This window comes from Azorhizobium caulinodans ORS 571 (assembly GCF_000010525.1).
In the GTDB taxonomy this organism is placed as follows: domain Bacteria; phylum Pseudomonadota; class Alphaproteobacteria; order Rhizobiales; family Xanthobacteraceae; genus Azorhizobium; species Azorhizobium caulinodans.
On the sequence record NC_009937.1, the window covers coordinates 2,521,261 to 2,543,086 of the forward strand.

Below are 21,826 nucleotides of genomic sequence, written 5' to 3' on the forward strand. Positions count from 1 at the left end.
CGGGTCAGTCCTTGGCGCGCGCGGCGTTGAACGCGGTGGCGATGTCGAGGAAGTTGCGCATCAGCGCATGGCCATTCTCGGAGGCGATGCTCTCGGGATGGAACTGCACCCCGTGCACCGGCCGGGTGCGGTGGGCGAGGCCCATGATGAGGCCGTCGGCCGTGTGGGCCGTCACTTCCAGATCGGCGGGCAGCGTCTCGCGCGCCACGATGAGCGAGTGGTACCGGGTCGCCTGGAAGGAATGGTTGAGCCCGCGGAAGACCGAGCGGCCCTCGTGCAGGATCTCGGACATCTTGCCGTGCATGGGGGTGGGTGCGCGCACCACGTCACCACCGAACACCTGACCGATGGCCTGATGGCCGAGGCAGACGCCGAACATGGGCACGGTGTCGCTGGCTTTGGCGATCAGGTCGCAGCAGATGCCCGCCTCATTGGGCGTGCAGGGGCCGGGAGAGAGCACGATGGCGTCCGGCTTCTCGCCGAGGATGCCTTCCACGTCCATGGCGTCGTTGCGGCGCACGGTCACGGTGGCACCGAGTTCGCCGAGATAGTGCCAGAGGTTGTAGGTGAAGCTGTCGTAATTATCGATCAGCGTGACGGCGGTCATGGCGGCTCCAGCGTCCGGCGGATCCGGACGGCGCCCCTCGCATGGGCGAGGCCTGGCGCTCCGGACAAGGGTTAAAGCGTGGCGGCGTTCATAGGGTCAAGCGCCGCGCCATCGCCCTTCCGGTGTGGGGAGCCCGGCGCGCCTCATTGGCCGCGCCCCGCCCGCGCCGCAAAGCGCACCGCTTCCTCTCCGGCGCGGAACAGGGCCTTGGCCTTGTTGACGCACTCCTGATGCTCGCTCAAAGGCACGCTGTCATAGACGAGGCCGGCACCGGCCTGCACATACATGCGCCCGTCCTTCACGATGGCGGTGCGCAGGACGATGCAGGTGTCCATCTCGCCATTGGCGCCGAAATAGCCGATGGCGCCGGCGTAGATGCCGCGCTTGTCGCGCTCCAGCTCGTCGATGATCTCCATGGCCCGCACCTTGGGCGCGCCCGAGACCGTCCCGGCCGGGAAGCCCGCCGCCAGCGCGTCCAGCGCGTCGAAGCGCGGGTCCACCTCGCCCTCCACATTGGAGACGATGTGCATGACCTGGCTGTAGCGCTCGATGAAGAAGCTGTCCGTCACCTTCACGGTCCCGATCTTCGAGACGCGGCCGGTGTCGTTGCGGCCGAGGTCGAGCAGCATGAGATGCTCGGCCCGCTCCTTCGGATCGGCCAGAAGCTCGGTCGCGAGCGCCTCGTCCTCGGTCGGGCTTGCGCCCCGGCGGCGGGTGCCGGCGATGGGGCGGATGGTGACCTTGCCGTCGCGCAGCCGCACGAGGATCTCGGGGCTGGAGCAGACCACCGAGAAGTCGGCGAAGTTCAGATAGACAAGGAAGGGCGCGGGATTGATCCGTCGCAGCGCGCGGTAGAGCGCGAAGGGCGGCAGGGTGAAGGGACTCTCGAAGCGCTGCGAGAGCACCACCTGGAAGATGTCGCCGGCCCGGATGTAGTCCTTGGCCTTTTCCACCATGGCGCAGAAGTCGGCTTCCGTGGTGTTGGAGGTGGCCTCCACCGCACCATGGAAGGGCTCGGGCGCCGGATGGGCGATGGGCTGTTCCAGCGCCAGCGTCACCCGGTCGAGGCGGGCGAGCGCGGCCTCGAAGGCGGCAGTCGCGGAAACGCCGGGCTTCGGCCGCACGGGGGTGACGGCGGTGATCTCGTCCTTCACCGCATCGAACACCACCATGATGGTCGGGCGGATGAGCAAAGCTTCCGGCACGCCGATGGGGTCGGCCTTGGCGGGGCCGAGTTTCAGCTCCATCTGCCGCACCATGTCGTAGCCGAGATAGCCGAACACCCCGGCCGCCATGGGGGGGGCGCCCTCAGGCAGCTCGATGCGCGATTCGGCCAAAAGGCTGCGCAGCGCGGCCAGCGGAGCTTCGGGGCAGGGCTCGAAGGTCTCGGTGTCGGTGAGCGCGTGGCGGTTGATCTCGGCCTTCGCACGATTGCTGCGCCAGATCACGTCCGGCTCGAGGCCGATCATCGAATAGCGCCCGCGGGTCTCGCCGCCTTCCACCGATTCCAGCAGGAAGGCATTGGCCTTGTCACCGGCGATCTTGAGGAAGGCCGAGACGGGCGTTTCGAGGTCGGCGACCAGCGTGGTGCTGACTACCTGGGCCTCGCCCCGCGCGTAGCGGGCGGCGAAGCCGTCGAACGAGGTCGGTGCGCTCATGCCACGCTCCCTCAGTTGACCTGATTGGCGCCGACCGCCTGCTGCACCGCGCGCTGGTTGATGGTGAGGCCGATCTGGCCCTGCAGGGCTGTCAGATACTGCTGGAGAATGTCGTTCTCCACCTGCTGCTGGAGCTGGTTGTCGATCCGGATGTCGTTGGCGCTCGGCGGCGATTCCACCTTCGTCACCTGGAACACCAGTTGCTCGGCATTGGCGGTGCCGAGTGCGACGCCATAGCCGTTGAGCGCCACGCCGAACACCTTGGCCACCGCTTCGGTGGTGAAGTCGCCCTCGGCGCGGCCGCGTTTCAGGCCGCTGGCGGTCTTGACCTCAAGGCCGTTGGCGCTGGCCACGTCCGCCATGGACTTGCCGGCCTCGAGTTCCGTCAGCAGACCCTTGGCCTTGGCTTCAACCGCCCTGACCACCTCGTCCTCGCTCCAGCGGGACGCCACCTGCTCGCGCACCTCGTCGAAGGGACGCTCGCGGGAGGGGGTGACCTCGTTCACGTCGAACCACACATAGCCGCCGTTCTGCGCCAGCTGGATCGGATCGTTGTCGACGCCCGGCCGGCTGGAGAAGGCGGCACTCAGCACATTGACGCGGTCGGGAATGTCGGTGACCTCGGCGCCGGAGGGCTCGCGGCCCGAGCGGTCCACCGCATCGACCACCTCGGGCGTGAGACCGAGCTTCTGCGCCGTCTCGCTGAGCGAGGCGCCGGAGGAGCGCTCGTCTTCGATGGCATCGTGCTTGTCCAGAAGCTCCCGCCGCGCGCGCTCCAGAGCGAGATCGCGCCGCAGGCCTGCTTCCACTTCCGCGAAGGGCTTGACGGTCGCGGGAACGATCGTCGTCACATGCACCAGCGCATAGCCAAAGCGGCCCTGTACCGGATCGGACGTGCCGTCCGCTGGAAGGGCGAAGGCGGCGTCTGCAACCTTGGGATCGATGATGGCGGACTTCGCCACGAGGCCGAGGTTGGTGTCCTTGTCGGAGAGGCCGCGCGCCTTGGCGATGTCAGCGAAGCTCGTGCCACCCTTGATCTTGTCCAGCGCCGCCTTCGCATCCGCCTCACTGGGGAACACGATCTGCTGCACGTCGCGCTGTTCGGGCGTGCCGAAGCGGGCGGCGTTGCGGTCGTAGGCGGCCTTGGCGTCGGCATCCGAAATCTGGATCCACGGCGCCAGCGTCGCGGGCGTGAGCACGAGCAGCGTCAGCTTGCGATATTCCGGCGCGCGGAACACCACCTTGTGGCCGTCATAATAGGCCTTGAGCTGTTCGTCCGTGGGCGCGGCCGGGGCGGGCACGGAGCTGGAGGTCACGTCCAGATAGGAGACCGCGCGCTCCTCATTCTCGAAGCTGTGCACCGCCGTCTTCAGCACCTCGGGCGCGCGGGCGCCGCCCAGCGATTCGATGAGCTGCTGGCGCAGCACGCGCTTGCGCTCGGAGGCGAGGAAGCGCTGCTCGGTGAGCCCGTTGGCCTGGAGAAGCTGCTGGAAATAGGCGGGATCGAAGGCCGTCGCCCCCGGCGGCCGCAGGGCCGGATTGTCGCGGATGCTGTCCGCGATCAGGGCGTCGGACATGCCGAGGCCGAGCTTGCGGGCTGCCTCGTCCAGCGTCGCCTCGGTGATCATCTGATTCAGCACCTGACGGTCGAAACCGAAGGCGCGCGCCTGATCGGGCGTGATCGCCCGGCCGGCCTGCCGGCCGATGCGCTGGATCTGGTCCAGATACTGCTGGCGATAGGCGTCGGTCGAGATCTGCGTGCCGCCGATCTCCGCCACCGTGCCGGTGCTGTAATTGGTGAAGACGCCGGAGATACCCCAGAGGACGAAGCTGACCGTCAGCACGAGGAGGAAGACCTTGGCGATCAGGCCGGATGCGCCCTTGCGGAGATTCTGGAGTACCATCGTTCGGTCTGGTTCGAGGAGCACCGGCAGGGCCGGCGCGGAAGGCGCGCATCATAGGGAGGGGGACCCGCCGCCGCAACGGCGCTCGCGCCCCCTGCTACCAGCCTTTTTGCGGTCACGGTTTGCGGCTTCCGGCCGGCTCTGCTAACGGGGCGGCACCGCAAGCTGGAGATGATGATGTCCGCCGAACGCCGCCCCCTCGTTGCCGGAAATTGGAAGATGAACGGGCTGAAGGCGTCCACGGCGGAAATCGGCGCGATCGCGGCCGGTTATAATGCGGCCCTTGCGGGCAAGATCGATCTGCTCCTGTGCCCGCCCGCCACCGTGCTGGCGCAGGCCGCGACCCTCGCGGACGGCCGTATCCTTGTGGGCGGTCAGGACTGCCACGCCAAGGCGAGCGGCGCCCATACCGGCGACATCTCCGCCGAGATGCTGGCGGATGCCGGCGCCAAGGCGGTGATCGTCGGCCATTCCGAGCGCCGGGCCGACCACCACGAGAGCGATGCCGATGTCCGGGCCAAGGCGGAAGCCGCTTGGCGCGCCGGGCTCGTGGCCGTCATCTGCGTCGGCGAGAGCGAGGCTCAGCGTCGGGCGGGCGAGCACGGCGCGGTCGTGGCGGCTCAGGTGCGCGGCTCGGTGCCGGATGGCGCGACGTCGTCCAATACGGTTGTCGCCTACGAGCCCATCTGGGCCATCGGCACCGGCCTCGTGCCGACGCCGGCCGATGTGGCGGAAGTCCACGGCATTGTCCGCTCCGTGCTGGCCGAGCGCTTCGGCGCGGCGGCGGGCGGCATGCGCATCCTCTATGGCGGCTCCGTGAAGCCTGAGAACGCCAAGGCTCTGCTGGGCGCGGCCGATGTGGACGGCGCCCTCGTCGGCGGCGCCAGCCTCAAGGCGGCGGACTTTCTCGCCATCGCGCGCACCTATCTCTGAGGGCCGGGCCGCATGCGCGGCCTTCATGATTTCCCGGATCCGAGGTCGGCATGAGCGGTGAGGGGCAGGAACGGGTTCGGCTGGCCTTGCCGGCCGCCTATGCGGGCCTGTTCTTCGCCCTCGGCGTCTACATGCCCTTCTTCCCGCTCTGGCTCGGGGAACGCGGGCTCTCGCCCGGCGAGATCGGCACCGCCCTGGCCGTTCCGCTGACCACCCGCCTTCTCGCGACGCCAATACTGGGTTGGCTTTCCGATCGCATCGGCAAGCCGCGCGCGGTCCTGCTGCTGCTTGCGGCACTGACGCTGCTGGTGATGAGCGCGCTGGTTCTCGCCTCCGGCGCGGTGGCGATCTTCCTCATCCTCGGCCTTGCCGCCATGGCGTGGAACCCGTCCTTTCCGCTGCTGGACGCCTATGCGAGCCGGCAGGCGCGGGCGAAGCGCGTGGATTATGGCCGCAGCCGCATGTGGGGCTCGGCCTCCTTCATCCTCGCCAATCTTCTCGGTGGATGGCTCGTGGGTGCGGCGGGCGCGGGCGTCACCGTGCCGCTCATGCTCGCGGGGCACGCGGCCTTCCTGCTCACCTTGGTGATGCTGCCAGAGATGCCCCGCCCGCCTGCTGCGGCGGGGCTTCACGTCAGCGTGCCGCGGGCGCGGACGGCGCTCGTCATCGGCATTCTGGCGGCGGCCAGCGTGCAGGCGAGCCATGCGGTGCTCTATGCCTTCGGCTCCGTCACCTGGCAGAAGCAGGGCCTGTCGCTCGGCACCATCGGGATGCTCTGGGCTCTTGGCGTCGTCTCGGAAATCGTGCTGTTCCACTTCGGCACGCGGGTGCTGCGGCGCCTGCCGCCGGCTCTGTTGCTGGCCATCGGCGGTGCGGCGGCAATGGTGCGCTTCGGGGCGATGACGTTCGATCTGCCGCTGGCGCTTCTGCTGCCGCTGCAACTGCTGCATGGCGCGACCTTTGGCGCCACCTATCTTGGCCTCGTGGAACTGGTGGCCCGCGCCGTGCCCGAGCATCGGGCGGCAACCGTTCAGTCCCTGGCCGGCTGGACGGTGAGCCTTGCCATGGCGGCAGCGAGCGTCGCGTCAGGGCCGCTCTTCCAGGCCTTCGGGGCGAACGCATTTTATCTCTCTGTGGCGCTCGGTGCTGTGGGCCTGGTGGCGGCGCTTGCCTCCGCCGCGCTTCAGCCCCAGAGGTCGGGCGTCGGGGGGTAGGCGAGGGCGCCGTCGTATCGGATGCCCGGCTGCCGGTCGCGGGCGAGCAGCAGAGGCCCGTCGAGGTCCACCACCTGCGCCTTCTGGGCCAACAGGAGAGCCGGCGCCATGGCGAGAGATGTTGCCAGCATGCAGCCGACCATCAGTTTGAAGCCGAGCGCCTCGCCCTCCTGCGCCAATGCAAGCGCTTCCGTGAGGCCGCCCGCCTTGTCGAGCTTGATGTTGATGGCATCATAGCGATCGCGCAGGGCGGCAAGGCCGTGACGGTCGTGCACGCTCTCGTCGGCGCATATGGTGACGGGGCGCTTCACCTGCGCCAACATCGCATCATTGTCGGCGGGCAAAGGCTGCTCGATGAGTTCGACCCCGAAGCGGGCGCAGGCCGCCATGCGCGCCTCCAGCGTATCCGGCGACCAGCCCTCATTGGCATCGACGATGAGGCGCGCCTGCGGCACGGCTGCGCGGATCGCGGCAAGTCGCTCTTCGTCGCCTTCCGCTCCGAGCTTCAGCTTGAGCAGGGGGCGGCCGGCCGCCCTGGCCGCACGGGCCATGGCCTCGGGCGAATCAAGGCTGAGCGTATAAGCGGTCACCAAGGGGGCGGGCGGGACGAGGCCGAGGCGGCTCGCGACAGGAGTGCCGTGCGTCTTGGCCTCCAGATCCCAGAAGGCGCAGTCGAGTGCGTTTCGGGCGGCACCGGCGGGAACGGCGCCCTGCAGGGCCGTCCGATCAAGGCCGTCAGATACCGCTTTCGCCAAATCCTCCAAGGTCTTGACCGTCCCTTCGACGGTCTCGCCATAGCGGGCATAGGGCACGCACTCGCCCTCGCCGGCGCGGCCGTCCGCCTCCAGCCGGGCCACCACCACGACCGCTTCGGTCTTGGAGCCGCGGGCAATGGTGAAGGTTCCGGCGATGGGAAAGCGTTCGACGCGGACACTGAGTTGGGGCATTTGGTTAAAGCGCTGTTCACACTGAAAGAAACGGGCTGACGCTGCGTGCTGCGCAGCCGCAGCATCTCGACGCCGGAAGGCCGGGCGAGTATGAGCATGGGGACGCTTGTGCCTCAAGCGACCAGATCCACGCCGGAGACCAGAGTGGCCGACGCCTCGCTCCTCGATGTCCATGCCGAAGGCGACCATATCAAGGTCGAAGGGCAGGGGGCCTGGACGTCCGAATATGCGGACAGCCTGGAGCAGGCCGTCATGCAGGTCGCGTCCCACTATGGCGAGGCGAAGGCGGTCGAAATCGACCTCTCCCGGCTCGACCGCATGGACACCTTCGGTGCCCTGCTGCTGGAGCGTCTGCGCCGCGTCTGGCAGGAAAAGGGCGTGGAGCCGCAGATCGTCGGCCTCAATCCCGCTTATTCCGTCCTCATCGAGGAGATGACCCGCACCGGCCGCGAGCCGCCGCCGCCCGAGCGCAAGCCGCCGGGCGTATTCGAGCGCATCGGCCGGGAGATGGTGGTCATCACCGAAGACGCGGTCTCGCTGCTGAACTTCGTCGGCGCCGTGGTGGCAGCCTTCGGGCGCGTGCTCACGCGCCCGCGCTCGTTCCGGTTCACCTCCATGGTCAACCAGATGGACCGCGTGGGCTTCCGCGCGATGCCCATCATCATCCTCATCACCTTCCTCATCGGCTGCATCATCGCCCAGCAGGGCATATTCAACTTCCGCCGCTTCGGGGCCGACATCTATGTGGTCGACATGGTGGGCGTGCTAGTGCTGCGCGAACTGGGCGTGCTCATCGTCTCCATCATGATCGCGGGCCGGTCGGGCAGCGCCTATACGGCCGAGCTCGGCTCCATGCGCATGCGCGAGGAAGTGGACGCGCTCCGCGTCATGGGCTTCGACCCGGTGGAGGTGCTGGTGGTGCCGCGCCTTCTGGCACTCATCATCTGTCTGCCGCTGCTGACCTTCGTCGGCTCCATGGCGGCGATGATCGGCGGCGGGCTGGTCGCCTGGTTCTACGGCGGCATCGCCCCGGACGTCTTCATCAACCGCCTGAAGGACGCCATTACGCTCGCCCAGTTCGAGGTGGGCATGATCAAGGCGCCGTTCATGGCCGCCATCATCGGCGTCGTCGGCTGCATGGAGGGCCTGCGGGTCGGCGGCAGCGCCGAGTCGCTCGGCCAGCACACCACCGCCTCGGTGGTGAAGGCCATCTTCCTCGTGATCGTGGTGGACGGATTGTTCGCCATCTTCTTCGCATCCATCGATATGTGAGGCCGCGATGGACGCTCCAGCCCCTCCCCCCGTCCCGCAGCGGCGCCGGCAGCTCAGCCGTGAGGTGATCATCAGCGTGCGCGACATCGTCGTCGGCTTCGGCGAGCGCGTCATTCTGAACCACCTCGATCTCGACGTTTACAAAGGCGAGATCCTGGGTTTCGTCGGCACCTCCGGCGGCGGCAAGTCGGTGCTCACGCGCACCATCCTCGGCCTCGTGCCCAAGACCTCCGGCAAGGTGGAGGTGTTCGGCCAGGATCTCGATCACCTGAACGAGCGGGAACGATCCGCCCTCGAGCGGCGTTGGGGCGTGCTGTTCCAGCAGGGCGCGCTCTTCTCGTCCCTGACGGTGAAGCAGAACATCCAGTTCCCGCTCCGTGAAACGCTGCGGCTCTCGCAGCGCATGATGGACGAGATCGCCTTTGCCAAGATCGAGATGGTGGGCCTGAAACCGGACGTTGCGGAAAAGCTGCCCTCGGAACTCTCCGGCGGCATGATCAAGCGTGCGGCCCTCGCGCGTGCCCTGGCGCTCGACCCGGAAATCGTCTTCCTCGACGAACCGACCTCGGGCCTTGACCCTATTGGCGCGGGCGATTTCGACGAACTGATCCGCACCCTTCAGCAGACTTTGGGCTTGACCGTTTTCATGGTAACGCACGACCTGGACAGTCTGCATACGGTCTGCGACCGCATTGCAGCATTGGCCGACGGCAAGGTCATTGCCCAGGGAACGATCGAGACAATGATGGCGGCGCAACATCCCTGGTTGCGCGCTTATTTCCACGGCGCCCGTGCCCGGGCGGTTCAGGCAGCGCGCTAAGGCAGGACGAGGCATGGAAACCCGGGCCAATTACACCGTCATCGGCATCTTCACCCTCGCGGTGATCGCTGCGGCCTTTGTGTTCGTCTACTGGTTCGCCGGCCCCAAGGACAGCGACAAGCGCAAGCTCTATGAGGTCCTGTATCAGGGCTCGGTGAGCGGCCTGCGCGAAGGCAATGCCGTGCTGTTCAACGGCATTCCGGTCGGTCAGGTGACCAAGCTCGGCCTCGTTCCTGGCGCGCCCAACGAAGTGCTGGTGCAGATCGGCGTGCGCAATGACGTGCCGATTCTCGCCGATGCCCGCGCCAGCCTGGAATCGCAGGGCATCACCGGCATCGTCGCCGTGAGCATCCAGGGCGGCAACGCCAAGGCCGGTCCGATCCCGCCCGGCCCCAACGGACTTCCGCGCATCGAGGCGCTGGGTGGCACCGGCATGGCCGGCCTGCTCCAGAATGCCCAGGGCACGGTGGCGAAGGTCAACAGCATCCTCGACGCCATCGACCCCGACCAGGTCAGGCAGATCGTCGCCAATGTCGAGAATGTCAGCAAGCAACTCTCTGACAATTCTGGCGATATCGCCAGCATGATCAGCGGCGTGAAGGATGCCGTGGCGCAGGTCAACGAGATCGCCAAGAAGGTGGACGTGGTGGTGGTGAACCTCCAGCACGCCTCGGGCGACAAGGACGGCCTGCTCAATCAGGCGACCGAGGCCGCGACCGCGGTGCGCAAGCTGGCCGACAATCTCGACCAGCGCACGGCGCTGCTGACCAACGAGATCAGCCGCTTTACCGGGCCGGGCCTGAGACAGTACGAAGCCCTGGCGGCCGACGGCCGCCGGACCTTGACGGAGATCGAGCGCGTCTTCCGGAACCTGGAGCGTAACCCGCGCCAGTTCATCTTCGGGGGCAATTCGATCCCGGAATACAACAAGCGGTGATGCCTGATGATGCGCGACAGTGGGGCTGAGGGGACGCAGCGTTTCGGCGTCGGTCGCGGGCGGGCCGTGCTGGGGGTGTTTCTCACCCTCGCGCTCGCCGGCTGTGCCTCCGCGCCCATCCCGACCTATGACCTCTCCGCTCCCACGGGCTTTGCGGCGCGCGGCGGCGGAAATGGTCAGCTGGTGGTGGTGACGCCCACGGCGCTCGCTGTGCTCGATTCCGAGAAGATCGTGGTCGAGCCGACACCGGGGCAGGTGACCTATCTGCCTGAAGCGCAGTGGAGCGACCGCCTCACCTCGCTGCTTCAGGCCCGCACCATCCAGGCCTTCGAGAACAGCAGCCGCCAGCGGCGCGTCGCGCGCCCCGGCGACGGTGTGACGGGCGATTATCAGCTGAACATGGACGTGCGCAGTTTCGGCATCAAGGTTCTGCCGGAGGGCACGTTCGCGGTGGTGGAGATTTCCGCCAAGCTCATCGCCACCCAGACCGGGCGCATCGTCTCGGCCCGCATTTTCAGCGCCCGCGTGCCTGTTGCGAGCGTGAGCGGCACCTCCGCCACCACGGCTCTCGATCAGGCCAGCAATCAGGTGCTCATGGAACTCGTGCGCTGGGCCAACGGCGCGCAGGGCTGAGGTCAGGTCCTGAGCCTCTTCAAAACAAAGGGCCCGGTGCAGCACGCGCCGGGCCCTTTGCTTTTGGGGCATGAGCATGAGTGGGCTGTTGGCCGGGCTTGTGTCCGATTGGCCTACCGGGCCAGCCGGATTTCGCTATGGCGCCAGTCCTTCAGGTCTCCGGCGGCGGCCAATCTCCCCGCGTCCGCGAGAGCCTCGATCCGGGTGGCGATGGCCGCTTCGGCACCGCGCTCACCAAGCTCCCCGGTCTTTTCCATCACCTTGACGATGACCATGGCCACCTTCTGCCAGCGGTCATGGCAGCTTGCGAGAATGAGATCGTCCATCTCCATGCCGATCAAAGCGTCCTCCCAAGCCCCGTGGTCCGTCCGTGGTGTCTAGCAGTCCCCCAGAGCTGGCACGGACGGGCAGGTCTGAGCCCCTATCTGATGCCGCCAAATGCAAATGGGCGCCCGTATGATCCCTCATACGGGCGCCCGTCAGCTTTCATCTTGAATGCTTCAACTCTCGCGGGACCTCAGTCGAAGCGGCCGGCCGCGTGGGCGAGCATGGTGTAGACCTTGCCCGTATCGGAGGTCAGGTAGGTCTTGGTCAGCACGTTGCCGCGGTCGTCGGCCGCCACCTGCTCCAGCAGGCGGTCGAACTCGGCGATGTAGCGGTCCACGGTCTCGTGGAACTCCGCGTCGGTGCGGTACTTGCGGCGCAGTTCCTCGAAGGCCTGCTGGCCCTGCATGGTGTAGAGCCGGCGGGTGAAGACGTTGCGCTCGCCGCGCTTGTAACGCTCCCACAGCTCCACCGCCGCGTCGTGATCGATCATCCGGGCGATGTCCACCGAGAGCGAGTCGAGGGACTCGATCATGTGGTGGTGCGGGCGTGCGGCGCGGGTGGGCTGGCGCTGCGGAGCCGTCTTGGCGCCGTCCTCCGGTTCATTGGAGGCGCGGGCTAGCAGGTCCGACAGCCAGCCGCCACGACCTTCCTCACGCGGCGCCTGACGCGGTGCGCGGGCCTCGGGGACGCGCGGAGCAGGACGGGCCTCGGTCACGGCCGTGCGCTCATCCTCGCGCCGTGGGGCGGGGCGACGCTGCGTCTCGGCCACGGGGGCCTCGATCCGCGGGCGCACCACCTGCGGGATCTCGCGCTGGGGCGGACCGGCCGGAGCCTGAGCCTGGGCGGCCGGAGCCGGCATCACCGGACCGGGATGGACGGGACCCTGCGGCACAGGCGCAGCCGGGCCATAGGCCTCGCGGGCGGGCACCTCACGGGGCGCCGGCGCGGCCGGCACGCGGGTGGTCTCCACCGGACGGGCCGGCGGCTGGAGCGCGGGCGCCGTGGCGCGCGGCAGCGGACGGGCGGGTGCCGCGGCCACATCGAGCGCCTGACCCTGACGGGCGACGATCTCGTTCAGTTCCGCGAGCGCCTTGATCTGCTCGGCCACGGCGCGGCGCATGGTGGCGGCGCTCGCCTCGGTCTCGCCCGGCAGTTCGAGGATGCCGCGCTTCATCTCCTCGCGCGCCAGCTCGATGGACTGCTGCACCTCGCTCGCGGCGCTCTTCAGCTCGCGGGCGACATCGAGGAAGCGGCGGCCCCCTTCCTCGAAGACGTGGTTCACGTCCTTGAGGGCGGCGTCGTAATTGGTCTTGAGCGCTTCCGTGAGGCGGGCGCGTTCGGCCTCGGCAGCGGCGCTCAGGGCCTGATGCTGGTTGTCCAGCGCGCGGGCGGAGGCTTCCGTGGTGTCGGCCACCACATTGGCGATCTGGCGGGCGCGGTCCTGCGCGTTGCCCAGCGTCTTGGACACGGTGCTCTGGAAGGCCTGCAGGCCCTGCTCCAACTGCGCCACGCGCTCCGCAATGGTCGCCGTCAGGTCCTCGATGGCAGCCTTCCGGTTGGAGAGGACCGCATCCACCTGCTCGTGGGTTTCGCCGAGCGTCTCGGAAGCCTTGAGGACCAGACGGCCCTGGCTCTCGAACCGCTGGGTGAGGGAGGCGATGTCGTTGAGTGTGCTCGCCGCCACCGCCTTGAGGCTCTGGACCTGTCCGTCGAGCCGGGCAACCGTCGCCTCGGCGGAGGAGCCGATCGTCTCGGCGCTCACGCGCAGGGCCTCGGCCTTGTCGGCGAAGCCGCCCTCGAAGGTGCCGATGTTCTCGAACACCTGACCCATCGCGGACTGGAACGAGGCGTTGGCGCCGCTGAGGCGGTCGAGGATGCCCTCGATGTCGCCGCGCAGGCGGTCGTTGGCCGCGCGGATCTCGTACACCGCCTGACGGCTGGTGCCCTCCAGGCTGCCGAGGAAGGCGCCGCTCTTGGTGTCGAAGAGACCGGCGATCTCCGCCAGACGGGCGTTCAGCTTCTCCGTCATGTCGTCGGCCTGGCCCGTCATGGTGCTGGCGACGTTCTGGATGAGGCGCTCGACGCGCTCCTCCACGTCGCTGGCGCCGATGCGCAGGGTGGTGATCGCCCGGTCGGTGCGGTCCGTCAGCGTGCGGGTGATCTGCTCGGCGAGCGCGGAGAGGCGGCCGTCGAGGTCGCCCGTGCCGTTCTGGAGGACGGCGACCGCCGCCTCGGCGCGGGTGGAGAGGGCGCGCGTCACATTGTCGGCGGCGGCGTTGATGCGGTCCTCCACCTCGCCGGCGCCGGAGCGCAGGGCGATGGTGACGAGTTCCGCCTGCGTGCCGATGGACCGGCCGATCGTGTCGGCGAGCGAGCCGATGCTCTGCTCGATCTCGCTGGAGCTGGTCTTGAGCGTCTCGGCAGCCTGCGCCGCCTTGGTGCCGATGGTGCGGCCGACGCTGTCGGCGAGCGAGCCGATGCTCTGTTCGATTTCGCTGGAGCTGGTCTTGAGCGTCTCGGCAGCCTGCGCCGCCTTGGTGCCGATGGTGCGGCCCACCTGATCGGCGAGGGTCGTGAGGCTGCGCTCCATCTCGCTCGCGTTGGTGGTGAGCGTGCCGGTAACCTGCTCGGCCTGGGAGGTGAGGGCGCGGCCCACATTCTCCGACAGGTTGGTGAGGCTGAATTCCACCTGGCCCGCGCTGGTGCGCAGGGTGGCGGCAACGCCCTCGGCCTGGGCGTTGAGGGTGCGGCCCACATTGTCGGCAAGGCCGTTCAGGCTCTGCTCGATCTCGTCGGCACCGGTGCGGAGCTGCCCGGTGACGGCCTCGATGCGGGTCGCCAGCGTATCGGCGACCGACAGACCCCGTTCCTCGATTAGGCCGGAGATGTTCTCGAAGCGGCCGGTGACCAGATCCTCGATCCGCTGCACGCGGCCGTCGAGGGTCGCCGCGATGTCGTTGGCGCGGGCGCCGATCGCTTCGCTGACACTTTCGGCGCGGGAGGCGATGAGTTCGCCGATCGCCTTGCTCCGGCTGGCGAAATAGGTGTCCAGCGTGCTCATGGAGTGGTCGAGCGCCTGCGACACGGACTGCGAACCGTCCGTGATGGCGCGGGCGAGGTCCACGGTGCGGTTGGCGAGCGTCTCGGTGATGCTCTGCGTGCGCTGCTCGAGCGTCTGCTCGATGCGGCCGAGGCGCTGGTCGAGGGTGATGGTGACGGCTTCGCTGGTCTGCTCGAAGGCCTCGCTGGCGAGGCGCGTGCCTTCGCTCACCGCGCGGGTGAAGTCGGCGGCACGGGTCTCCAGCGTCTCGGTCAGGTTGCGGGCGCGCTCGTCCAGCGTGCGCTCGATCTCGCCGAGGCGCTGGTCGATGCTGGCGGAGACGGCTTCGCCGGTCTGCTCGAAGGTGTGGGTGGCGTTCTGCGTGCTCTCGGTGACCACGCGGGCGAATTCGCTGGCGCGGGACTCGAGGGCACCCGTGAGGCTCTTGGCGCGCTCGTCGAGCACCTGCTCGATCTGCGTGAGCCGGTCGCCGATGGCGGCGGCCACCGCGTTGCTGGTCTGCTCGAAGGCGCTGTTGGCCTCGCGGCTGCTCTCGGCCACGGCGCGGGCGAAGGCCTCGCCCCGGGTCTCGATCATCTGCGTCAGGCTGTGGGTGCGCTCGTCGAGCACCTGCTCGATCTGGCCGAGCTTCTCGCCGATGGCGGCGGCGACCGCATTGCTGGTCTGCTCGAAGGCGCTGTTGGCCTCGCGGCTGCTGTCGGCGACTGCGCGGGCGAAGGCTTCGCCGCGGGTTTCGATCATCTGCGTGAGGCTCACGGTGCGCTCGTCCAGAACCTGCTCGATCTGGCCGAGGCGCTCGCCGATGGCGTTCGCCACCGCTTGGCTGGTTTGCTCGAAGGCGGCGTTGGCGTCGCGGGTGCTGTTCTCCACCGCCTCGGCGAAGGCACTGGCGCGGCCGTCGAGCGTGCTGGTCAGGCTGTCCGTGCGTTCGCTGAGCACCTGCTCCACATGGGCGAGGCGCTCCTGGATGACGGTGGTGACGAGCTCGCCGGTCTCCTCGAAGGCGGTCGCAGCCTCGCGGGTGCTCTCCGTCATCGCCTTGGTGAAGTCCTGCGCACGGGTCTCGAGGCCCTGCGTGCGCTCGTCGAACAGCTGCTCGATCTGACCGAGGCGTTCGTCGATGAGCGCGGCGACTGACGTGCTGTTCTGCTCGAACACCTCCGAGACGCTGCCGGTGGCCTCGCTCACGGAGCGGTTGAAGTCCTGGGCGCGGGCATGCAGCGCTTCGGTGAGCGTGCGGGCGCGGGTGTCGATGACCTGCTCCAGATGGGCGAGGCGCTGCTCCACCGCATTCGCGACGGTGCCGCTGGTCTGCTCGAAAAGGGTGGTCGCGCTGGAGGTGGCCTCGCTGACCACGCGGTCGAAGTCCATGGCGCGTTCCTGCAGGGCCTCGGTGAGGCTGCGGGCGCGCTCGTCCAGCGTCTCCTCGATGCGCACGAGGCGCTGGTCGATGGCGTTGACGATGGTTTCCGCGGTCTGGTCGAAGGCATCCTGCGAGACGCGGGTGCCCTCCGCCACCGCCTGCACGAAGGCATCGGCGCGGCCGTCGATGGACTGAGCCACGGCTTCGGTGCCGGCGGTGAGGGCGAGTTCGATGCGGCTGAGACGCTCGTCCAGCGTGCTCGAAAGGGCGTCGGAGGTCTGCTCCAGAGCCTCGGTGGCGGCGCGGGTACCCTCGCTCATGGCCTGGGCGAACTCGGCGGCCCGCTGCTCGATGGCCGCAGTCAGCTCGCCGCTGCGGGCGGCCAGGGTTTCCTCGACCTGCGACAAGCGCTCGTCCAGCGCGACGGACAGGGCGCCTGAGGTGTGTTCCAGCGCTTCGGTCGCGGCACGGGTGCCTTCCGACATGGCGGCCGTGAAGTCCGTGGCACGCTGCTCGATGGCGGCCGTGAGTTCGCTGCCGCGCGTGGAGAGCAGGTCCTCGATGCCGGCCAGACGCTCGTCGAGCGTGCTCGACAGGGCACCGGAGGTCTGCTCCAGCGCCTCGGTGGCGGCGCGGGTGCCATCCGACATGGCGGCTGTGAAGTCGGCGGCCTGCCGCTCGATGGTGGCGGTCAGTTCGCCGCCACGGACGGACAGGGTTTCCTCGATCTTGGCGAGGCGCTCGTCCAGCGTGCTCGACAGGGCGCCCGAGGTCTGTTCCAGAGCCTCGGTCGCGACGCGGGTGCCCTCGCTCATCACCTCGGCGAACTCCGTCGCGCGCTGCTCGATGAGGGCGGCCAGATCGCCGCTGCGACCGGAGAGGGTCTCCTCCACCTTCGCGATGCGCGTGTCGAAGACGGTGGCAACGGTCTCGCCGGTGGCGCCGAGGCGACTGTCGAGGTCGGAGAGCTTGGTGCCAAGCGTCTCGGACACGGCTTCGATGCGGTCGGCGAGCTGCGCCACCAGTTCGGGTGCGTCCTCGCGGATGGAGGCGTCAAAGGCGGTGATGCTGTCGTGGATGGCCTTGGCCACCAGCGCGCTGTCCTGGCCCACACGGTCGGCGAGGGCGAAGCCGCGCACCGAGATGGCCTCGTCGAGCGCCGAGAGGCGCGACGTGAGCATCTGCTCAAGCGCTTCGCTGTTCGTGCCGAGCGTGGCGACCATCTGGTCCGCATTGAGGCGGAAGGCGTTGTTGAAGGCCTCGCCCTGGCTGCCCATCACGTTGTTCACGTCGCTGGCGATGCCGTCGAAGCGCTCGCTCATCTCGTTGGCGGTCTGGGTGAGGGACGCGGCGATCTCGTCGCCCTTCACGGCAAGGGCGTCGGTCACGGCGGCGCTGGTGCGCTCCAGCGCCTCAGCCACGCGCTCGGCGGTGTCGCTGAGCTGCTGCTGGAGGACTTCGCCGCGCACGGTCACATCCTCATGGATGCGGCTGCCGGTGATCTCGATGCGGTCGGCGATGTCGCCGCCGCGCTGGGCGATGGTTTCGGCCACGCGCTCGCCGGTGTCCTGAACCTTGCGGATCAGCTCGCCGCCGCGGTTGGACAGTTCGTAAACGACGCTCTCGGCGGTCGAGCGGAAGGTGCTGTTGACCTCGGCCGCGCGCACGGTCAGCTCGTCATGGACGAGGGCGCTGCTCTCGACGAGCGCCTGGATCAGGGTCTCGCGGGCGGTGTCGGCATTGACGCGGACATCCTCGCTCCAGCGGCCCACCAGTTCGGTGACCTCGGCCGTCGAGGCGGCGAGGTTCTGGGCCAGATCGTCGGTGCGGGACTTGAGGGCGGCGCTCACGGCGTCACTGGACCGGGTCAGGTCGCCGCGGATCTCGGCGCCCGTGGTCTCCAGCCGGTCGATGAGTTCGGAGCCCTTGGCGCTGATGGCGCCGATGACGGTCTCGCCAATGCGCGACAGTTCGCCGGTGATGGCCGCGCTGCGTTCCTCGAACAGGCTGGTGATGCGGTCGGCCGCGCCAGACACCGAGGCATTCACGCGCTCGGCAATGTCCTTCACATCGTGGGCGAGCAGCTTGTCGGCATCCACGATGCCTTCGCGCAGGCGCTCGGAATGGATGAGGATGTTCTGGCGCTCCGCCTGCAACTCGTCGATGAGGTTGCGGATGCGCAGCTCGTTTTCCTCATAGGCGCGCTCGAGCAGCGACACTTCGCTGCGCACGACGGTTTCAAGCTCGGCGGCGCGGGCGATCGTGCGGTCCACGCCCTCGCCCATGGCCGCCACCTCGCGGCGCACCGCCTGGCCGACGCTGACCACGGCCTCGGTGCCGATGGCCTCCGGCTGCGCGAGGCGCAGGGCGACCTCGGTCATGGCGCGGGCGATGAGCTGGAGATCGCGGGTCCGCCGCACAACGCTGGCGGTGCCGAAGAAGCCGACGGGGGGCAGGATGATGCCAGCGATGATGGCGAGCAGAAGCGGGGACTCGATCACGCCCTGCAGCGAGGAAATGTCGGAAATGGCGGCGCGCTGCGTGGCGAGGGCCAGCGCGACGCCGATGCCCATCCACACCACCGAGCCGATCAGCGCCCACCAGTAAGGTGCCGGCGAGGAGCGGCGCTGGAGGGCCGCGAGCAACTGGCCGATGGTCTGGCGGTCGTCATTGGCGGCCCGGCGTTCGGCCACGTCGAGGCGGCGGCGGCCGTTGCCCGCATCCCGCGGCGGCTGGGCCGCAGCCTGCGGGGGCGTGCTCTGCTGGGCGGCTGGCTGTGGCGACTTCGTCGGGGCCGGGCGGTCATCCGCGCCGGGGGGCTGCGGGGCAGCAGGTTCCGCGGCGTCGAGCTGGAGCGTCAGCGCTTCCTGGATCGCCGAGAGTGCGGCCTCGGTGGGATCCTGAATCTTCTTCGGGCTCTTCATATCGCCGTCGCCTTTGCCGCCGGTTGGACGCGCCATTGGCCCGTCGTCTCCGGAAGTGATGCTGCCCATCGTCTAAGGCATTCAGCGCAAGGCCGGGCACATAGCCGAGGGTTTACCTTAACTGATCTTAACGTGTAGGGGCCTTGGAATGAAACCGGCCGCGCCATAGAGATGAAGATATCGTTAATGGCCGTACCGCAGTGCGCTGGAAACGGTTGGCCGATCCGTTTATACGCCTTTCAAAGAACCCGTTTTCCGGCCGCATGTCCGGACCAGAAAAGAGCCTGATAATGCCCGCGATTACTTTCGTCAGCTTTGAGGGGGCCTCCCGCACGGTGCAGGCGCCGGTGGGGGCGACCGCCATGGAAGTGGCGGTGCGCAACGGCGTGCCGGGCATCGATGCGGACTGCGGCGGGGCCTGCGCCTGTGCCACGTGCCACGTCTATGTGGACGAAGCGTGGCGTGCCGCCGTGGGCGAGCCCGAGGGCATGGAAGAGGACATGCTGGACTTCGCCACCGACGTGCGCCCCAGCTCACGCCTGTCCTGCCAGATCAAGATCACCGAGGCGCTCGACGGTCTCGTGCTCCACACGCCGGAACGTCAGGGATGACCCATCTGGAACCCCTTCCGGCCGAGGCCTCCGGTCCCCTCGAACTCACCATCCTGATGCCCTGCCTCAACGAGGCGGAAACGCTCGGCGTGTGCGTGGACAAGGCCATGGCCTATCTGAAGCGCAGCGGCATATCCGGCGAGGTGCTGATCGCCGACAACGGCTCCACCGACGGCTCGCAGGCCATCGCCACGGCGGGCGGGGCGCGCGTGGTGGCCGTGCCGGAGCGTGGTTATGGCGCGGCGCTGAAGGGCGGCATCGCCGCCGCTCGCGGCCGCTACATCATCATGGGCGATGCGGACGATTCCTACGATTTCTCGCGCCTCGACGCCTTCGTCGAGCGGCTGCGGGCCGGCACGGACATCGTCATGGGCAACCGCTTCCAGGGCGGCATCGGGCCGGGCGCGATGCCCTTCCTGCACCGCTATCTGGGAAACCCCGTGCTGTCCTTCCTCGGGCGGCTCTTCTTCGGCATCGAGGTGGGGGATTTCCACTGCGGTCTGCGGGGCTTCAACACGGAAGCGGTCCGCAAGCTGCGGCTTGAGACGTCGGGAATGGAATTCGCCAGCGAGATGGTGGTGCGGGCCTCGCTCGCCGGGCTTTCCATCGTTGAGGTGCCGACCACGCTGAAGAAGGACGGCCGGTCGCGACCGCCCCACCTCAAGACGTGGCGCGATGGCTGGCGGCACCTGCGCTTCCTGCTCGTCTACAGCCCGCGCTGGCTGTTCTTCTATCCCGGCCTCGTGCTCATCCTGCTCGGCGGCACCGGCGTTGCGGCGCTCTATCCGGGGCCGCTCTCCATCACCCCGCACCTGCGGCTCGACATCCACACCTTCCTGGTTGCAGCCATGACGGTGCTGATCGGCGTGCAGGCCATCTCCTTCGGCGTGGTGGCCCGGCGCTATGGGGCGCTGCTCGGCTTCCTGCCGGCGTCGGAGGATCTGGAGCGGGTGCTGCACGCCTTCAGTCTGGAGCGCGTGCTCCGGGCCGCGCTGGTGCTCGGTGTGCTCGGCCTCGGCTTCCAGGTCTGGGCCGTGTCCAACTGGGCACAGGCGAGCTTTGGGGATCTCGTTTTCGGCGCCACCATGCGCAAGCTCATCCTGGGCCTCACGGCTCTGGTCGCGGCGGTTCAACTGGCGCTGACGGCCTTCCTTGCGAGCGTCGTGGAGATGCCGCTCAAGCGGTAGAGGTACATGGGGCGCATCGTCCGCCGCGCCGGTCGTCCCAGATCCGCATGGCGGCGATGAACAGCGCCGCCACTGCCACCCAGATGATGCGCGACTGGTAGCGGTCGTGCGGGTTCGAGAGGATGCCGCAGACGGCCGCATTGGCGATCAGGAAGGCGAGTGCACTGCCGGTCAGAAGGGCAATATCGCGCCGGCCCCGCACCATGGCCCCGACGGTCACCACTGCCAGCAGAAGCGTTGCCACAAGCCCCACGGGGACATGCACGGCGCTGTAGCGGTCGAAGTCGATGGGCGGGTTCTGCTGCTGGCGGGCCGCCATCATGGCGGCGTTGGAACGGGGGTAGAGGTCCGCGATCACGTCGTAGCTGTCGGTGAGTTCCTCGGACATGAGGTCGCCCGTCTGGAGCGCCACCATCTGCCGTGCCGCCGCCCTGAGCGCCAGCGTGACATTCTCCAGCGGATAGCTGCGCAGCACGCCGACGATGACCTGACGCATCTCGGCTGCGCCGCCTTCGAAGCCGCCGATCTCGTTGAAGGTCTGGTCGTCGTCCCAGAGGAAGTCGTCCGCGGTGGCGGGCAGGTTCATCCGCGCGGCGCAAAGCTTCTCGATCCCCGCCTGGGGGCAGGAGTCCGCCAGATAGCGGTGCACGAGGCCGTCTTCCAGCAGACGTCCGAAGATGAAGCCGGTGCCGCCCGGCGTCGCGGCGAAGCGGCCGGCGAGGGCGAGATTGGTGACCGGTGTCAGAACAAGCGCGCCGCAGGCGGCGATGAGAGGCAGCGTCAGGTGGGGGCGGGGGAGGCGGCGTGGCATTAGCGCGCGCCCGATGGCGGCGGCACCGACACACGCCAGCGTGATGGCAAGCACCGAGCTGTGCGCCGCGCCCCCGAAGGCGATGACGACACCCAGCGTCACCGCCTCGCCGCGCTTCAGATCCTCCTGCCGCCACAGGAGCAGATAGAGGCCGAGCCCGGTGAGGCCCGCGAACACGTCCGGCATCAGTTCGCCCGAAACGAAGGGTAGGGCGGTCGCCACCGTCAGCAGGGCAGAGAGGGCAATGAGCATCAAGGGGCGTCTGCCGAGGCCGTTCACCCGCATCACGAGAGAGAGCGCCCAGACACAGAGGGCACTCTGGAGGACGACGACCGGCCAGAAATCCGGGCGGCTGCCCAAGACCAGCAGCACGCCATAGACCGTCGAGCGTCCCGGTTTCACCAGATGATTGACCGCCGCATCGAGATAGCCGCCGGTGTCATAGAAGAGGAAGGGAAAGCCATTCACCAGAGCCGGGGCCAGCAGGAGGAGCGTCGCGACCACGCCGGCCGCGGTGATCGCCAGCACGCGGGGCGTCACGCGGGCCAGCGGCGGGGCGGCGGGCAAGGCGTCGGTCATGAATGCAGGAACTCCGGGCCGGACCATAGGGACCCGAA

Annotated in this window: 15 protein-coding genes; 8 read left to right on the forward strand and 7 right to left on the reverse strand. The window is 68.5% G+C overall.

The genetic code is table 11. The features are described 5' to 3' along the window. Positions 1 to 4: 4 nt before the first annotated feature. The 3 genes from AZC_RS11430 to AZC_RS11440 all read right to left on the reverse strand — a co-directional run bounded on the left by AZC_RS11430 (position 5) and on the right by AZC_RS11440 (position 4,169). Positions 5 to 607, reverse strand: a complete 603-nt coding sequence (locus AZC_RS11430; protein WP_012170734.1) for an anthranilate synthase component II — start codon at positions 605 to 607, stop codon at positions 5 to 7. Between the two features lie 143 nt (positions 608 to 750). Then, positions 751 to 2,265, reverse strand: coding sequence for an anthranilate synthase component I (gene trpE / locus AZC_RS11435; protein ID WP_012170735.1), 1,515 nt, complete (start codon positions 2,263 to 2,265; stop codon positions 751 to 753). A gap of 11 nt (positions 2,266 to 2,276) precedes the next feature. Continuing rightward, positions 2,277 to 4,169: a SurA N-terminal domain-containing protein gene (locus AZC_RS11440; RefSeq protein WP_043879250.1), complete on the reverse strand. Its 1,893-nt coding sequence runs from the start codon at positions 4,167 to 4,169 to the stop codon at positions 2,277 to 2,279. Positions 4,170 to 4,346: 177 nt separating this feature from the next. On the opposite strand from AZC_RS11440, the gene tpiA reads away from it, so the two are divergent. Both tpiA and AZC_RS11450 read left to right on the forward strand, forming a co-directional pair. After that, entirely contained in the window at positions 4,347 to 5,102 is a 756-nt protein-coding gene (gene tpiA / locus AZC_RS11445) for a triose-phosphate isomerase (protein WP_043879251.1), read from the forward strand. Positions 5,103 to 5,152: 50 nt separating this feature from the next. Continuing rightward, entirely contained in the window at positions 5,153 to 6,316 is a 1,164-nt protein-coding gene (locus AZC_RS11450; protein WP_012170738.1) for an MFS transporter, read from the forward strand. Here AZC_RS11450 and dgcA read toward each other — a convergent pair. Beyond that, on the reverse strand, positions 6,286 to 7,263 hold the full coding sequence (gene dgcA, locus AZC_RS11455) for an N-acetyl-D-Glu racemase DgcA (RefSeq protein WP_012170739.1): 978 nt from the start codon (positions 7,261 to 7,263) through the stop codon (positions 6,286 to 6,288). The genes AZC_RS11450 and dgcA overlap by 31 nt on opposite strands. 144 nt (positions 7,264 to 7,407) lie before the next feature. On the opposite strand from dgcA, the gene AZC_RS11460 reads away from it, so the two are divergent. Genes AZC_RS11460 through AZC_RS11475 form a run of 4 tightly spaced genes read left to right on the forward strand, consistent with a single transcriptional unit; the run spans position 7,408 to position 10,925 of the window. Then, the gene (locus AZC_RS11460) at positions 7,408 to 8,535 is read left to right on the forward strand and encodes an ABC transporter permease (RefSeq protein WP_043879252.1); all 1,128 of its coding nucleotides are present in this window, start codon (positions 7,408 to 7,410) and stop codon (positions 8,533 to 8,535) included. A gap of 7 nt (positions 8,536 to 8,542) precedes the next feature. After that, complete coding sequence (locus AZC_RS11465) at positions 8,543 to 9,355, forward strand: ABC transporter ATP-binding protein (protein WP_012170741.1); 813 nt, start codon at positions 8,543 to 8,545, stop codon at positions 9,353 to 9,355. A 13-nt stretch (positions 9,356 to 9,368) separates the two neighbouring features. Further along, the gene (locus tag AZC_RS11470) at positions 9,369 to 10,292 is read left to right on the forward strand and encodes an MlaD family protein (RefSeq protein ID WP_012170742.1); all 924 of its coding nucleotides are present in this window, start codon (positions 9,369 to 9,371) and stop codon (positions 10,290 to 10,292) included. A 6-nt stretch (positions 10,293 to 10,298) separates the two neighbouring features. Further along, a complete protein-coding gene (locus AZC_RS11475; protein WP_012170743.1) occupies positions 10,299 to 10,925 on the forward strand; it encodes an ABC-type transport auxiliary lipoprotein family protein in 627 nt (208 codons plus the stop codon). A gap of 113 nt (positions 10,926 to 11,038) precedes the next feature. On the opposite strand, the gene AZC_RS11480 is transcribed toward AZC_RS11475, so the two are convergent. Both AZC_RS11480 and AZC_RS11485 read right to left on the reverse strand, forming a co-directional pair. Beyond that, entirely contained in the window at positions 11,039 to 11,257 is a 219-nt protein-coding gene (locus AZC_RS11480; RefSeq protein WP_043880243.1) for a DUF3658 domain-containing protein, read from the reverse strand. A 185-nt stretch (positions 11,258 to 11,442) separates the two neighbouring features. Further along, positions 11,443 to 18,636, reverse strand: coding sequence for a hypothetical protein (locus AZC_RS11485; protein ID WP_043879253.1), 7,194 nt, complete (start codon positions 18,634 to 18,636; stop codon positions 11,443 to 11,445). Between the two features lie 254 nt (positions 18,637 to 18,890). On the opposite strand from AZC_RS11485, the gene AZC_RS11490 reads away from it, so the two are divergent. Continuing rightward, positions 18,891 to 19,211 carry a 2Fe-2S iron-sulfur cluster-binding protein gene (locus AZC_RS11490; protein WP_012170746.1) on the forward strand — a complete coding sequence of 107 codons (321 nt, stop codon included), beginning with the start codon at positions 18,891 to 18,893 and terminating at the stop codon, positions 19,209 to 19,211. Continuing rightward, a complete protein-coding gene (locus tag AZC_RS11495) occupies positions 19,208 to 20,398 on the forward strand; it encodes a glycosyltransferase family 2 protein (protein ID WP_012170747.1) in 1,191 nt (396 codons plus the stop codon). Before AZC_RS11490 ends, AZC_RS11495 begins: the two co-directional genes overlap by 4 nt. Here AZC_RS11495 and AZC_RS11500 read toward each other — a convergent pair. Further along, a complete protein-coding gene (locus AZC_RS11500; RefSeq protein ID WP_052285913.1) occupies positions 20,388 to 21,788 on the reverse strand; it encodes a hypothetical protein in 1,401 nt (466 codons plus the stop codon). The two genes, AZC_RS11495 and AZC_RS11500, sit on opposite strands and share 11 nt — an antisense overlap. Positions 21,789 to 21,826: the final 38 nt, after the last annotated feature.